Origin of the sequence: Bradyrhizobium erythrophlei, from assembly GCF_042430365.1 — a bacterium.
GTDB classification, from domain to species: domain Bacteria; phylum Pseudomonadota; class Alphaproteobacteria; order Rhizobiales; family Xanthobacteraceae; genus Bradyrhizobium; species Bradyrhizobium erythrophlei.
In genome coordinates, this window is the sequence record NZ_JBHMET010000274.1 from 341,496 (window position 1) to 355,972 (window position 14,477).

Here is a 14,477-nt window from a genome sequence, read left to right on the forward strand (position 1 = left end):
CCCAGCCAACTCTCATCTTCAAATCACGCGAAGGCTCGCTGTCGGGACCGGAACGTCACCGATAAAGCTGCACCTCGTCGAAAAGCTTGCCGCCGCCGCTGCCGCGCGAGATCAGACCGGTGAACTCGGCATAGGGCTTGTACGTGCCTGCGGTCGGAACCGCGACGGTGAGAAAGAATTCACCGAACGCAGCGACCGGGACGTTTGTCGCGTTACTCTGGATCGGAACGGGACTGGAGCCGCAATTCACGATTGCTACGTCCATGATCCGGCGGCCGGCCACGCCGGTCGTGCCCGGACATAGCGGTGTGCCGGTTTCACCCGTCGCTGCGCCCCCGGTCGTGCCCGCCGTGTTGGGATCCGCCAGGTAGTTGTTGCTGATCTCATACTGGTAGGTCGCGTACCGGCTGATGCTTGCCGTGCCTGTGCAGCCCGCCGGCGCGGCGTGGCTCGACGGATGATTGACGCTCCAGTACGTCGCGCAATCCCATTGCGCGGCGCCCAGATTCGCGATCGGCGAACATGATCCGCCGCCCAGCAGACAGCTATCGGCCGGCAGCGCGCCGAGCCCGTTAACGCCCACCTGCCCGGGCGGCCAGTTGCTGCTGGTGCCGTCGGGATTCCCATTGCACCAGCCGGCGCTTCCATGGCCGTCGACAAAGCCGGTCCGCACATTCGTATCCGGCGGAAATGCCGATTTGCACGCCGACGAGGAATTGTTGCTGTACTGGCCGAACCGCGTGTTCAGGCCCCGCAACGCTTCGGTGGCGTTGCCGGGCTGCAGGTTGATGCCGTTCTGGCGAACACAGGTCAGTGGGCTCGACGAGGCCATGGCGAGACCGATCGAGCTGCCGGCCGACGAAAAGCACTTGTTGGTGTCTGCGGGAAGCTGGCCGGGGAAGGGCACAAGGTAGCCGAAATCTCCCGGCCCCCAGGTCCCCGAGGCGCCATTGGTGTTAGCGGCCATTCGGATCAATTGGATTTTTGTCGTCGGGCTCGCGTTCGCGTCTTCGAGCCGCTTGGTGGCCTGGTCGTAGGTATCGCCGGGCTGTTCGTACGGGTTGCAGATGAAGATCGGGGTGACGGCGCAGCTCACGCCGTCCGAGCCTGCAACGGCCTGAGCGCCGGAGGTGACCGAATTGCTGGCTGTTCCGAACAGGTAGCTCACGGGGAAGATCGTCGGCATCGTGACCGGCACCACGGTGATTTCCACAAACCGCGCCGCCACCGAATTGGCCTGGCTGCAAGTGCTGCCGGAGCACAGATAGCTTGAGATGGCCGTGTTGTCGCTCGCGGGCAGGCTGCTCATGAACTTGACGGTCGAGATCGCAACGTTGCCGGATGCAAACAACGGGCTGTTGGTCACCAGCGAGATTGCCGCGCTGTTCGCCCTCGCCGTCGATGTGGAGAGACGGTCCAGCTCTTCAGCCGCAGCGATCGCGGCGGCGTCGGCGGCCTTCTGCAGTTGGGTTTGCAAGCTCATGAATCGGGTCGCATCGATCGCCAACGCGCCCATGCCGAGGAACACGGTCAGCATCACCGTGACATAGGGCAAGATGATGCCGTCGGTGTCTTTCCAGAGCCGGGCTGCAAACTTGCCGAGACGGGACAACGCTACGCTGAACATGATCTGCGTCCTGTCTAAATCCTTTCGTCCCCCCGTTTGATTTCCGTTGTCCGCGCCCGGCTGACTAGCAGCCGCCCTGTTGTCCTGATGCACCGGTTTGCTGATTGCCGCTTCCGGTATTGAGGTTGATGATGGTGCCGCCGGCACCGGCCGTCTGGCCATTCCCACCCTGCTGCCGCTGTGGGCCCGCCTCGTAGCATTCGACAGACCGCGCCATGCGCGATCCATTGGCAAAGATCCGGCGGTCGTAGACGCCGGGCGGCCACGGCGTCAGCATGTGGGCACGCGCATTGACTTCCTTTGCATCGCCTGCGCTGAACGTCACCGTGTCCTTCCGCTGAAAGTAGCGTTCGAACTCGTCAAAGGCATGGGCCTGGTAACTTCCCATCAGGGTCATTACAGCGGCGCCAAAGAGCAGACGACCAAGCATTGCAATCCCCTTTATTGCTTGTTGACCTTGGGCTGGGCGAGTTCAGGCTGAATGATGTGGCCGTAGGGGCCCTTGATGCCGACGCCGTTCGCCACATAGTCGCTGTATTCCTTCTTCACCTCCTGCTGCCCCAGCAGGAAGGAATCGACGTCGTTGCCCGGCAGGCGGGAGTCGAGCGGCGTCGCCAGACGCTGGCCCGGAACCGCAGGAGCGACCAGTCGCGGCGTCACGATGATGACGAGGTCGGTCTCCTTCTGCTGGTAGGACGTACTCCGGAACAGCGTACCCAGCACCGGGACGGTGCCAAGCCACGGCACTTGCGACATGTTGTTGGTGTTAATTCCCGACAGCAGGCCGGCGATCGCAAAGCTCTGGCCGTCGCGCATCTCCAGCGTCGTCTTCGCATTGCGCGTCGTCAGCGCCGGAATGGTGGTGCCCGAGATCGTCACCGCATTGGTGAAATCGAGCTCGCTGACCTCCGGCTCGATCCTCAGGTTAACGACGCCGCGGGTCAGCACCGTCGGGGTGAATCTGAGCTGAACACCGAACTTCTTGAACTGGATGGTGATGGTCGGAATGCCGTTCTGCGTGGTCGAGGCCACCGGCACAGGGAATTCGCCACCCGCGAGGAAGCTCGCCTCGTCGCCAGAAAGCGCGACCAGGTTGGGCTCCGCCAGCCGCCGGACGACGCCCTTCTCCTCGAGTGCCGTCACCAGCACATCAAGCGTGTTGCCGTTCTTGTTGATGAGGTTGACCAGGGCGGTAAAGGCCGGCGCACCGAGGCTCGGGGTCGCAAGCGTGCCCAGCGTGCCGACGAGGGGAATACCCCCACCGGCGGCGGGATCGGCCGTGCCCGGCGCCGGCGCTACAGCGAGCCCGCGCTGAATGCCGGTGTTGATACCGCGGGTGCCATTGTGGTTGCCTTGGAACCAGTTGACGCCGAGCTCGCGGCTGGCGTCGCGCGTCGCCTCGAGGAAGCGCACCTCCAGCATCACCTGCTGGGTCGGGGCGACCTCCATCGCGTTCACGACCCCCTGATCGCCGACCAGGCTCTTGGCAACCTGCACAGCACGCTCGGCCGCAACCGAATTGCCGGCCACGCCGCTCAGCACGACCTGGTTCTGCACCGACGACACGCGGATGCTCTGGCTGCCCGTGCTGGCGCGAATCTTCTGCTGCAGGTCGGTGGTATCAGGCGTGATGGAAAGATCGAGTATGGCGATGATTTTGGCATCTTCGCCGAACAACGATACGTTGGTTGTGCCGGCCTTCTTGCCCTGGATGTAGATCGAGTGCTCGCTCAACGGCAAGACATCCGCAAAGTCCGCCGAACCAACGATCGCTCGCGAAAACTTCTTCCCGACTTCGTAAGTCTGGGATTTGTTGACCGTCACAACCACGCGCCGGACCACGGGGCCTTCGCTTGCGAACGTGTCGCCGGCGACGTGCCGCTCCGCGGCGATAGAGCTCGCCCCGCATACCAGCGTCAAGCCGACGGCAACCAGGGCCAACCGGCTAAAACACGAGTGCCACCAAGGCCTCGACGGATTGCCCGCGCCATTGGCCGGGCGACATTCCAAGTGAGTCATTTGCCCCTCACGCACGCCTAGTGCCTGTACGCAGTGCCGGCCGCCTGGACTACCTCCTGAACTCGCCGCTTTCCGTTAGACCCACCCTGCCGCCGGCCAAACTTTATCATCTCAAAACTTGTCGGCCAAAACCGTAACACTACTGGTGGCACATAAACGTTGCAATTTTGTCACTGCGCGCGAATTACGTTGTATCGTTCGATCTTCATGCTGCGGATCACCTCGACCACCGTCGGGGCGGGCGCCGTGGCGGGCAGCGACGCCGGGATGGGAGTGGCGACACTCGCTACGGGCACCTCCTTGCCAGCGCCGAGGTCGTCTTCCGAGACCGGCCTCACGGCAGTGGGGTCGCCCGCGCCCGACTGGCGCAGGATCAGCGACAGCTTCCCGATGTTGGTCGCCAGCAGGACTTTCTGGGCCTGCTCGGTCGTGACCTCCAGGGTCACGGCCTTGGCGACAGTCGGTGCCTCCTGCCGCTCGTTAACCAGCTGATCGACGGCGAGCACCTTGATGTGCTGGAGCAGGACCTCTGAGACGTTTTCGGGACGCGAATTCTGACGCTCGACCGTGCGGATGAGCACGACGTCGACGCGATCCCCCGGCAGCACGAAACCCGCCACTCCGCGAACGTCATCGACGCGGACGGTAACAGCGCGCTGGTTCTGGTCGAGCAGCGCCGAGAGCGAGGCACGTTGGCCAGGGCCGGTCACTTTGCTTTTCAGCACGGCTTCGGACCGCGCAAGAGGCGCGAGCAGCGCCCGCCGGCCGTCCTTTAGGAGTTCATTCTTGGTCGCAAATGCCCCGTCCGGAAGCGCACCGTGCGGCCAGGGTATCTCGTTGAGATTGTCGGAGTTCAGCACCGTGCCGAAGCCGAGCGCGGTAGCGGCAACGACGATGGTGCCGCTGGGCGGTGGTGGGCTGGCCATCGCCAGCATCCAATTCCGTGCCAGATAGGCTGCCGCGCAGCCCAGCAGCACGGCGAGCACAAGGATCAATGAACTGCTTCTGCGCATGGTAAGTCCGTCCACATGATGGCTGCATTTGAAGCAGCCGAAATGAACTCGTTCTCAATGCGGCCTGCGAGCGAACCGTGGGGTGGTGCTCGCCGACCAACAAAACCGGCTAAGCCGAACCTATTCCGGCAGGGCGCCACTCAGCGCGGTCCACTGCCCTGCGACCCAGCGTCCAACAAAGCCAACCGACGCAATGTTAGCCGCGAGCAGAATGCCGAGCAGCACCGTGTGCTCGATGAGAGTCGCGCCCGCCGCGTCACAGTCAAGTTTCCGGATCAAATCCGAACTATTTCCCATGACGCAACTTCGGCTCACATTGGCCGCGCCATTCATTCAAGTCGGTCTTGACAGCAATCTGTGAGCGGGGCGCAGTCGCGTCCCGCCGTTTGATGATTTGCCGCAATTACGGCAGCTGGCCGCTGAGTGCGGTCCATTGTCCCTGGATCCAACCTCCGACAAAAATGATCGAGGCAATGACGGCCACCAGCATGATGCCGAGCAGCACCGTATATTCAATGAGCGCTGCACCTTTTTCGTCGCGGCTAAGTTTCCGGATCAAATTCCAAGCATTCCTCACGACGCAACTCCCGGCAATCAGTCAGGACTTGACTACAAGATGTGAGCAGGGCGCCTTGGCGCGCCCCGCCGCCCGGTAATCGGGCTGGACCCGATTACGGCAACTGGCCGCTAAGCGCAGTCCACCGACCCTGGATCCAGCCTCCGACAAAAATGATTGAGCCAATGACGGCCACCAGCATGATGCCGAGCAGCACCGTGTATTCAATGAGCGCTGCCCCGTCTTCGTCGCGGCCAAGTTTTCGGATCAGATTCCAAGTATTCCTCATGATGCAACTCCTGTTCGAAATACCCTTCAACGCCACAGAAAAGGCGCGGCGTCCAAAAAGAAACTAAGTTGATTCAAACTGGAGCACTATACAACAGCTGTTATAGGCGATTGACTAACCCTAACGAGGTAGCCGCTCGATCATAATGGGGTATTGGCGGAAGACGCCGGGCCCGAAGAGCGCCTCAGATCCTGCTGTAACGGCGAACCAGAGCGATCGCTGCGCAGGTAATCGCGATGCCTGCGATCACGTCGATCAGGTGGTGACCGCCTTCCGGGACAGTCGATACGATCACCAGCACATTGAGAGCGGCGACCGGGAGAAATAGGCGCCTGACATCGCGCACCGCGTACGGCATCAGCATCGCGAGCATGGTGTGGAACGACGGGAACACCACCATGCCTTGGCTTCCCTCAAACGCGAACGAAGGCGCAGCGTCGTTCCGTAGCCCAAGCAGTATGTCGAAGTGCCACATGCCGGCTTTCGGGTCGAGATGATTGAACAACCGTGCATCTGGCGCATAGTGCGCATATGCACCCGCGGCCGGTACGACGAGGAAGAGCAGGACCGTCGCAACCGCGGTCAGGCTCAGCAAAAGGGATAGCTCGGCAAGCCGCGCGCGGTGACCGGCAAGCCCCAGCAGGAGATAAAGCAGGATCAATTGAGGACCGCTGCTGTCATACGCCAGCACCAGCACCCGCGCCCACAACGCATTCGAATTGCTGAACGCCAGAAATCCGGGCCAATCGAAGCCGAGCCATCGATCGATCAACGCCAGCTGCGCATCGCGCAGCGGCCAGCCGATCGAAGCGGCCAGATAGGTGAATCCGACCACCGAACCGAACAACACGATTAGGAAGATGAAGCCATGGACCACAAGCGCGCTTCGCTCGCTGACCCGCGACATCACTCTCGCCATGCGATGCGTGTCGTCCCCGAGATACCAGTGCAAGCCGAACAGGGCGAGGTAGCAGACCACAATACTCAGAATGATAGCCAGATCGGCCAGGAAGGTCGGAGGGTCGGCGATGCGCAGCCGCGAAAGGGGAAACCACGCCAGATCGACGCACAAGACTGCGCCCGCCAACCCCCAGGCCAGCGCAAAGTCTCTCTTCGCGGGCGACCGCGCGGCCGCCGCGGAGCGCCCATCGCCGGCGCTCGCCCTCACCTCGTCGGCACCCAGCGCTGCGCCGCTACCGGTCGCAACCGAAGCCATTGCAACATGCTTGGCAACATTATCGCCAGTCGTCATGCAAAGGAGTCCTAGCACCGCGACCTGCTCGGGCGTCGAATCCTAGATATATCCGATAAAGTGCAACAAATCCTCCTTCACGCATTTGGACCGGATGGAGCCGGGTTCCACGCAATCGGGCGGGGCGCCGTTGTGGATACCAACCGAAGCCGAGCGAAATCGGCGCATCACCTTATTGGCGAATCGTCTAAATCTTCAGCATGAGATCAGGTCTTCACTGGCGTCCGTCGACCGAGTAGCAGTTGCGTTTCGCAAGCCGTTCCGGACGACGTTGCCCGCTGCAGCTTACCAGTTAACCAAAGTTCAATCTCTTTGGGTTATTCGCAGGCGATGGGAGACCTTGCGCGCATTCAGCTGGTCGGGCCAATCACCCTGCTGGCCGCGGCCATGGCAGCCGACGCCACCGCATTCGAGCTGGCGCAGCATCCGTCGTCGAACCTGCTCTGGTACCTCAATCTGGACGTCTTCAACATGTTCCGGAAGAGCCGCGCTGCGCTTGACCTTGGCGGCACGCCTTTTGCGCTGACGTTCCTGATCGCCAGCCCCATTGCGGTCATCGGGTTTGCAGGGATCGCCCTCAAGAAGAACCTCTGCCTTGCGATATCGAGCAACCTGGCTTTGGTCTTCTCGGCCTTCGTGGTCTACAGTTGGCTGGTGTGGGGACGAGCCGGCGAGGCGAAGTCGGCCTCGCTTGCGTGGATCACCGCGCCGAGCAGCGGCACGTCGACTATGCTTGCCATCCTGGTTCTGACCTCCGTCGCTTCCTTTGCCACCTCGCATCTGCTTTATTTCCTTATGTTGCGCAGCCACGCAAAATGATCGACGCGAACTTCGCATCGTTTCTGATCCTCATCCTCACATCGGTCCTGCTGTTTTATGTTGCCGCTAACGATCTGCGTGAGCTCAAGATCCGCAATGAACTCCTGATCGTGCTCGTGGTGCTGTTTGTCGCCCATGCCGCGGTCTCGGGCCGCTGGGTTCAATTGCACTGGAATATCGCCTTCGCGGCCGCCGGCTTCATTTTCATGCTCTACTGGTACGGCCAAGGCTACATGGGCGGCGGCGATCTCAAGCTGCTCACCGTCGCGCTCCTGTGGACCGGGATCGGATGTGTTCTGCCTTTCCTGATCATCATGGCGGGCGCGGCTCTGCTTCACACCTTGCTCGGCCGCCTCGGCTTGATCCAGGTGCAGTACGCCCACAACCGGATGAAGGTCGCCTTCGCGCCATCGATCGCGGCGGGACTGATCGGCATCTTCATGCTCGGCTGTCTGCACCCGATGCACTAAACCCGGTCATTGGTTCACGATCTCGGAATATGCTAGCGCCATTGCGACAAGGGCAGCCCGGCTACCAATTCCCGTTTTCTGATAGATGTGGTGCATATGGAGCCGCACTGTTCCCTCGGACAGGCGGAGCTGATGCGCGACAGCCTTGTTCTCCAAACCCTTGGCCGCAAGCAGGAGAATTTCATACTCTCTTGCCGATAGCATCTGCACGAAATAGTCGAGCCGTTCGCGTCGCCCGATCTCCCGTTCAAGCGCCGCCGTTATTGTTTCCGGAGGGAACGATCGCCGTCCGCTGACGACCTGTCGGATGCAGCGTACCAATCCATCGATATGCGTGTCCTTCAAGAGCAGGCCGAAGGCGCCACCTTCGACCATCGAGAAGATGTTGGCGTCCGTTGCATTGGCGGTCAGAAACACGACCCTCGTCGCGCTATCCTCGGCCCTTAGCTCCCGCATGACCTGCAATCCGGTCATATCCGGCAGCGCGACATCGAGTATGGCAACAGCCGGCTGGTGCTGTCGGATCGCATGCAGGGCTTCTGTGCCGGTGTAGCAGCGCGCCCGGACGTCGAGATCGCGTTCGGCGCTGAGCACGCGGACGATACCCTCCAAGAGCAACGGATGATCATCGGCGACCACAAGGGAAATTCTCGGCGCGACTATCATTGCAGAGGCAGCTCGAAATAGACATAGGTTCCCGATGTCGAGGTTAGGATGCGCAATCGTCCGCCGAGATCCAGCGCGCGCGAGTACAGCGACTTCGGAAGACCATCGGGATCAACGTCACGCGGCCAGTTCGACGTCGCCACCGGAAAACCGCGACCGTCGTCGTGGACCTCCACCTCCAGCGCAGCATCGTGACGAACGACGACCTTGATCGATTGAGCCTCACCGTGCCGAACGGCGTTCGCAACCGTTTCGGTAAGCATCAGCGAGAGATCGTTGAGCTGCCTGCGCGACACCCGCGCGGACTTCGGCGCCAATTCAAGCGAGAGATCGCAGCCCCAGGTTCTGGCACACTCCTCGAGGTGGGGTCGCAGCGCTTCGAGCGCCTCCTGCTCGTGCTCCATCGAGCGGATGAACTCGACAAAGCGTCTGACGCGGTGTTGTTCGACCTGCAACAGATCGCGGATCGTCTGGAGCTGCCCCGCAGTCTCGCCGCCTGCCTGCACCAGTTCCAGCTGCGCCCGCGCTGCGGTCAGGTTCTGCAGCAATCCGTCATGAAGGTCGCGGGCAATTGCCTCGCGCTCACGGAACGACGTGCGCTCGGTGGCGAGTTCGGAAAGAACCTGGCGATCCAGCTCGGCGCTGACGCGATCCGCGACGATACGCGTCACGAAGAGATGATCGTCACTGCCGCGAATATTGCCGATGAGGAACAGCCGGCCGTCGACATTCGATCCTTCGAGCGGCGCGGATGAATAGTCGACGATCGGCAGCGCTGTCACCAGGTCGCCACTCAGCGCGTACGATGCTTGCGCCAGTTTGGCGCCGATCAGATTGAGGCGATCCGGATCCGCCCCGACCCTCGAGAATGTCGCCTTGGCCAGCGTCGCCGGAACCACGATCGGAGGCTGCGCCGACGGCGTCAAGATCTGGCCGCGACCGTTCCGCCAGATGGCGGTTTCCCAGGGCCCGCCATCAATCTGCCACATCGCAACTGCGCAATGCGCCTCAAGGACTTCGGCCGCCCGGTGGAGCGTTTCGCTCAGAACGGCCGCGCGATCCACGGATGCGCTTGGCCCCCACCTGGCGAGCGTGACCAGTCGCTGGTGCTGATATTCCCGATGCGCGCTCGCATAGCCGAGCAGGATCGACACCACGAACAGGTAGCCCATCCTGATCGCCAGTTGACCGGGGCTCTCCGGCGTTCGGCTCGCCCACATATCGGCCATCACCGACAGACCACTCAGCAGCACCAGCAACAGCAGCGTTGCCACGACCCCCCGCCAGCTCCACCGCAGAGAGGCGGCCACCAACACGAAGTTGAACACCACCAGAAACGGACTGGAGATCCCTTGCGTCAGCATTGTCAGAAGTGACAGCGCCAACAGATCCACCGAGTGTGCGACGAAGGCGCTAAGCTTGCGCACCCAACCCCAATACAGCGCCGCCAGAACGACGATCGAATACCAGGCATAGATGATCAGGACCGCGCGGACGATCTCCGCATTTTCAGCCGGCTCGGTCGCGTCGAACACGATTGCAATCAGCGCAATGCATGTGAAAACAACCCGTCCATATGCGATGACGATATCCGCGGGCGCGTCGAATATCTCCGCAAAGGACCTCCGGGACAATGCGGCCCAGCGGCTGAGAAGGCTCAAATCATCGGCCGTTTCGTCTCGGGCGATGAAACGTTGCGATTGCTCCGCTTGGTATTTCTCCCTCCTCATCATGACTGCCGGCCCAGCCTCAGGGGGATCAAGCGGGGCGTCTGCGCAGCATAGGCCCTGTATTCGGGAAAGGCGGCGCTCAGAACCGCTTCTTCGTTGATCATTCGGCGGTACTGGATCAGCGCAACGACGATCCCGATCGCCACGCCAAACGGCGAGAGCACCTGGAGCACCCGACCAACCAGCGCAATTCCCTCACAGATGTACAGCGGGTGGCGGACCCAGCGGTATGGACCACCCGTCACCAGCAGCCGGGCTTCCGCCATGATGCTGAACGACTTGCCCAACCAGCGAAGGACTACGAACGAGAGTGAGACCCCGATGATGATCAGTACGATCGCGGTGATGGACAGGATCGAACCCATCTCAACCTCGGGAAGCAATGCGAGCGACATGGCGCTGAAGGTACCGAGCAGGGCCGATATCCGAGGCTCGATGCCCCTGGATTTCTGCACGGGGGCCAGCCGGGTCAGTGCGGTTGCCGCGACCAAGCTCAAGAACAAGACATTGGAAACGCGCGCCGCCGCCAGCAGCAGCTTGTGGGTGTTGTCCAGCGGCATGAGTTGCGGGAGACCGCCGAGGCTGAGCATGGCGAGCACGGTAAACGTGACCAGCACCACCGCTCTTGCGGTCCAATCGATCCACCGGACCGAAGCGGACGCCGGTGCGGTTCCCTCCCCTCCGGGAGTACTTTCCTTCCCAGCTTTGAGGTCGACCATCTCTTGCCCCTGTTAAAACTACCGGCGCACCAGCGAGGCGTAATGAGTATCAGCGGACTATGTCTTGAGGTCTATCCGCGGATTCCCGGGTATCGCCGATAAAGATCGGCATGCTTGTCCCCCGCCTTCCATCGGCGCGACGAGCGGAACGTCGCGCTGACGGGTAAACGGATAGATCAGTTGCCGGACATAGCGATCGGGCGTCGGCTGATCCAACCCGTACGCCGTCGGCATCCGCCCGCGCGGCATATGGAGGCTGCCGAACATCGCATCCAGCAACGGCAACTGCGCGGCAAAATTCTTGTCCCTGGCTTCAGCATCTTTGCTGTGGTGCCAATGATGGAATTCAGGCGACGCAAGCACCCAGCGCAGTGGACCGAAGCGGAGGCGGACGTTGGAGTGAATAAGCATCGTCTGCCACCCATAGATCGCGGCGTAAACAAGGACCGCAGTCTCGGAAAACCCCAGCACGAAAACAGGAGCAAGGGAGACGCCTCTCGTTAAGATCAGATCAAAGGGGTGAATTCGCGCGCCGGCTAGCCAGTCGAGTTCTTCGATGCTGTGATGTATGGCATGAAATCGCCACAGCCACGGCACAGCATGAAACATGCGATGGGTCCAGTAGAATCCCAGATCGGCGACCAGAATGACCGTCGGTATCTGAATCCATAGCGGGAGGGCAGCGACGCTGTCGCTCGCGGATGACGGGACCAATTGTCCGGCCAGGTAGACAACCGTGACGATCAGCGCGATAAGTCCAAGCCTGACCAACAGGCCGTTCAGAAACAGGAAGAGCAGATCGTTCGCCCACTGCCGGCGGAAAATCTTCTGCTCCTTGCGCAGCGCGAACAATCGCTCAAGAGGCACAAAGACCAGAAACGAAATCAAAATACCCTTAAGACCTAAAATATCCATGCGGCGCCTCAAAGCGATCTGGCACGCATTCCAACTTATGACTAGCACGGTATCGGCCAGCGTCAAAGCGACCGCGACGTCGGGCAAAGGCATTAAAGTGTGCGACGGTTAAGATGGCCGAGGTGCGCTCGGTCCCACATCTTGATCCGGTCGCCCACAAGAGGCTGCCGGCCAGGTCACTCAAACACTCCGCGTCACCAAGAAATTCACCGACGGCGGTGGTTGCTGCTCGCCGCCCCCAGCTCAATTCGGCGGGATGATGAAGCCGACCCGATCGCTGGTTCCCACGACGATGACGATGGCCCCGTTGCGGTCGGTGGCAAACCGCGCGCCCACAAGCTTCGGGACCCGATCGGTGATCTGCGCAGGTAATGGAACGAGCACATGGTTACCGACTGGAGCGCCGACGCTCATCGTTGCGGCAGCGCCGGCCGCCGGAGGAGGAAGCTTGATGTAATCCTTGATGATATCGACCTCGGCGCGGGTCAGCGTGACGGGAGGGTCAGCCTTGACCACAGCTGCCGTCTCACCCTCGGAGCGGCCAGAACCTGCAGGGCCATCCGGCGCGCGGCGAGACCGCTGTTGTTCCATTTGCAATTCGAGCCGCCCGACCCGCTGCTCCACCGACGCGATCTGCTTCTGTAACTGGGTTGCGTGGTCCCGCAGCTCTTTGATCCGCTCCGCCAGAAATGCATCAACACCCGCTAGAAGCAGCAGAGCCCCCACCGCGGCAACGCCGAAGCCGACCGACTTCGACGGTGCGAGCGACCTGCGCCAAGTCGCTCGATCTCGCGCATCAAAGACTGGGCGAGCCCCTGCCCCAAACGCGCCAACGGGGTCACGTGCTCCCTGAAGCGGTTGATCTCCTGCGTCCTCGATATTCGGATTTGATGACATCGCAAGGCTATCGCGCTCGGGCCGAACCTGATGCCGCCTTGAACTGAAGCGACGGCGGAAACCTACAACAACGCGCCGCAAGGTCAAACAGGCAGCTCCACTTCAGCTATTGCTTGTGCGTTGCGCGCTGCCTGCGTCACCATCTCGTTCACAGGGTTTGGCCGTCACGTTCCCTCGCGAATTCAAACGAGCCATGTCTACCGCCCCGTTGAATCCAGACCGACATGGGCCGATCGATCCCGCGGATTGCCTGCGCTTCGATAAATTCAAACGAGACCTTGAGATTGGCCGCATTGCCAGCTTCGGCGCTCGCCTGCCGTACAATGGCGTCGCTTGCGACGAGCTGGCACCCCAGCTGGCGTGTCAACGCTTCGAGCCGGCTTGCGAGATTGACTGTGCCGCCGATGACGGCGAATTCGAGCCTGTTCATGCCGATGTCGCCAAGTACGACGGGTCCGTAATGGAGGCCAATGCCGGCTTCGATCGGCGCCTGACTTGCAGCGCGGCGCGCGTCATTGATTTCGTCAAGCGCCCTTATCATGGCCTGCGCGCAGCGCAGTGCGTTGCCGGCGTCACGATCGGTCGGAAGCGGTGTGCCGAAAGTCGCCATCAGGCCGTCGCCCAGGAACTTGTCGAGCGTGCCGCCATGTTCGAATACCGCCTGCTCCATGCGGGCATGGAAAACACGCAACGTTTCGATCACCTCGGTCGGACTAAGGCTGTCCGCCAGGCGTGTGAATTCGACGATGTCGACGAACAGCACGCCGACACTCTGCGTTCGCACGTCGCGGAACGGTTCGTCGTTCCTTGCGAGCTCCTCGACCACCGTAGCGGAGAAATAGCGTGACAGATTGGCACGCGAGCGCTCAGCCGCCGCTTGCGCCAGCACGAGGGCGTGAGAGCGCCGCACCGCGACCGCGAGCGTTGCGGCAACAATCACGAACACCACGACGATCTGGAGCTGGGTACCGAAATCGACATGATTGGGATCGAGCAATTGGAACAGCCGCTCATCGTTCCCGACCGCAGCACGAATGCGCTGTGACAGCGGCCCAGTCACGGGCGTCCACCAGATGACGTAGGCAATGCCGACAATCCAAAGAGCTGCCGACCACAACCCCATCGCGATCATGGTGCGCCAAGAGTAGGACAGCGCAGCCCCACCGAACAACACAAAGAAATAGATGAACGACGGAAAATGGTACTGCATGGCAAGCGGCCAACGTACCGAACTCAAGGGATTCGGCACCACAGCGATTGCCGTCAACAGAGCAAGATCGCAGAACAGCAGGATTAGTTCGGGAATGGAGCGGCCCGTGGTCCCGACACGGAGCTGCCCCCAGCCGATCACCGCGAACAACAACAACGAAAGTTCTAGATAGACCACCTCAAAACGGGGGTTGGTGATCGGCAACATCACGGCGATCACGGCAAGCGCAATCCAGCGCATCCGGACGGCGAGCCGCAATCCTTCCTGCTTGGCAACACGGAGTGCCGTTTCGACG

At 61.5% G+C, this 14,477-nt stretch carries 16 protein-coding genes; 2 read left to right on the forward strand and 14 right to left on the reverse strand.

Annotated elements, in window-relative coordinates; genetic code table 11:
- Positions 1 to 55: 55 nt before the first annotated feature.
- From ACFFWD_RS43490 to ACFFWD_RS43525, 8 genes are all read right to left on the reverse strand, one after another.
- Positions 56 to 1,774 (reverse strand): pilus assembly protein TadG-related protein, encoded by a 1,719-nt coding sequence (locus ACFFWD_RS43490; protein ID WP_376975599.1) that lies wholly within the window; start codon positions 1,772 to 1,774, stop codon positions 56 to 58.
- Positions 1,692 to 2,057, reverse strand: a complete 366-nt coding sequence (locus ACFFWD_RS43495; RefSeq protein ID WP_376975600.1) for a hypothetical protein — start codon at positions 2,055 to 2,057, stop codon at positions 1,692 to 1,694. The genes ACFFWD_RS43490 and ACFFWD_RS43495 overlap by 83 nt, the downstream gene beginning before the upstream one ends.
- A gap of 11 nt (positions 2,058 to 2,068) precedes the next feature.
- Entirely contained in the window at positions 2,069 to 3,646 is a 1,578-nt protein-coding gene (locus ACFFWD_RS43500; protein WP_376975602.1) for a type II and III secretion system protein family protein, read from the reverse strand.
- Positions 3,647 to 3,816: 170 nt separating this feature from the next.
- Positions 3,817 to 4,632, reverse strand: coding sequence for a Flp pilus assembly protein CpaB (gene cpaB / locus ACFFWD_RS43505; RefSeq protein ID WP_376975976.1), 816 nt, complete (start codon positions 4,630 to 4,632; stop codon positions 3,817 to 3,819).
- Positions 4,633 to 4,779: 147 nt separating this feature from the next.
- On the reverse strand, positions 4,780 to 4,938 hold the full coding sequence (locus ACFFWD_RS43510; RefSeq protein ID WP_376975603.1) for a Flp family type IVb pilin: 159 nt from the start codon (positions 4,936 to 4,938) through the stop codon (positions 4,780 to 4,782).
- A 124-nt stretch (positions 4,939 to 5,062) separates the two neighbouring features.
- On the reverse strand, positions 5,063 to 5,236 hold the full coding sequence (locus ACFFWD_RS43515; RefSeq protein ID WP_376975605.1) for a Flp family type IVb pilin: 174 nt from the start codon (positions 5,234 to 5,236) through the stop codon (positions 5,063 to 5,065).
- A 94-nt stretch (positions 5,237 to 5,330) separates the two neighbouring features.
- The gene (locus tag ACFFWD_RS43520) at positions 5,331 to 5,504 is read right to left on the reverse strand and encodes a Flp family type IVb pilin (RefSeq protein WP_376975606.1); all 174 of its coding nucleotides are present in this window, start codon (positions 5,502 to 5,504) and stop codon (positions 5,331 to 5,333) included.
- 184 nt (positions 5,505 to 5,688) lie between these two features.
- On the reverse strand, positions 5,689 to 6,756 hold the full coding sequence (locus ACFFWD_RS43525) for a phosphatase PAP2 family protein (protein ID WP_376975607.1): 1,068 nt from the start codon (positions 6,754 to 6,756) through the stop codon (positions 5,689 to 5,691).
- A 330-nt stretch (positions 6,757 to 7,086) separates the two neighbouring features.
- Between ACFFWD_RS43525 and ACFFWD_RS43530 the strand changes: the two genes are divergently transcribed.
- Complete coding sequence (locus ACFFWD_RS43530; RefSeq protein WP_376975608.1) at positions 7,087 to 7,575, forward strand: hypothetical protein; 489 nt, start codon at positions 7,087 to 7,089, stop codon at positions 7,573 to 7,575.
- Positions 7,572 to 8,045, forward strand: coding sequence for a prepilin peptidase (locus ACFFWD_RS43535; RefSeq protein ID WP_376975610.1), 474 nt, complete (start codon positions 7,572 to 7,574; stop codon positions 8,043 to 8,045). The genes ACFFWD_RS43530 and ACFFWD_RS43535 overlap by 4 nt, the downstream gene beginning before the upstream one ends.
- A gap of 6 nt (positions 8,046 to 8,051) precedes the next feature.
- Here ACFFWD_RS43535 and ACFFWD_RS43540 read toward each other — a convergent pair whose 3' ends face one another.
- The 6 genes from ACFFWD_RS43540 to ACFFWD_RS43565 form a co-directional block, all read right to left on the reverse strand.
- On the reverse strand, positions 8,052 to 8,711 hold the full coding sequence (locus ACFFWD_RS43540) for a response regulator (protein ID WP_376975611.1): 660 nt from the start codon (positions 8,709 to 8,711) through the stop codon (positions 8,052 to 8,054).
- Positions 8,708 to 10,246, reverse strand: coding sequence for a sensor histidine kinase (locus ACFFWD_RS43545; RefSeq protein ID WP_376975612.1), 1,539 nt, complete (start codon positions 10,244 to 10,246; stop codon positions 8,708 to 8,710). Before ACFFWD_RS43545 ends, ACFFWD_RS43540 begins: the two co-directional genes overlap by 4 nt.
- Before the next feature lie 194 nt (positions 10,247 to 10,440).
- Positions 10,441 to 11,160 carry a methyltransferase gene (locus ACFFWD_RS43550; protein WP_376975613.1) on the reverse strand — a complete coding sequence of 240 codons (720 nt, stop codon included), beginning with the start codon at positions 11,158 to 11,160 and terminating at the stop codon, positions 10,441 to 10,443.
- 57 nt (positions 11,161 to 11,217) lie between these two features.
- Positions 11,218 to 12,075, reverse strand: coding sequence for a sterol desaturase family protein (locus ACFFWD_RS43555; protein ID WP_376975615.1), 858 nt, complete (start codon positions 12,073 to 12,075; stop codon positions 11,218 to 11,220).
- Positions 12,076 to 12,318: 243 nt separating this feature from the next.
- The gene (locus ACFFWD_RS43560) at positions 12,319 to 13,059 is read right to left on the reverse strand and encodes a hypothetical protein (RefSeq protein WP_376975616.1); all 741 of its coding nucleotides are present in this window, start codon (positions 13,057 to 13,059) and stop codon (positions 12,319 to 12,321) included.
- Positions 13,060 to 13,120: 61 nt separating this feature from the next.
- On the reverse strand, positions 13,121 to 14,422 hold the full coding sequence (locus ACFFWD_RS43565) for an adenylate/guanylate cyclase domain-containing protein (protein ID WP_376975617.1): 1,302 nt from the start codon (positions 14,420 to 14,422) through the stop codon (positions 13,121 to 13,123).
- Between the last annotated feature and the right edge of the window lie 55 nt (positions 14,423 to 14,477).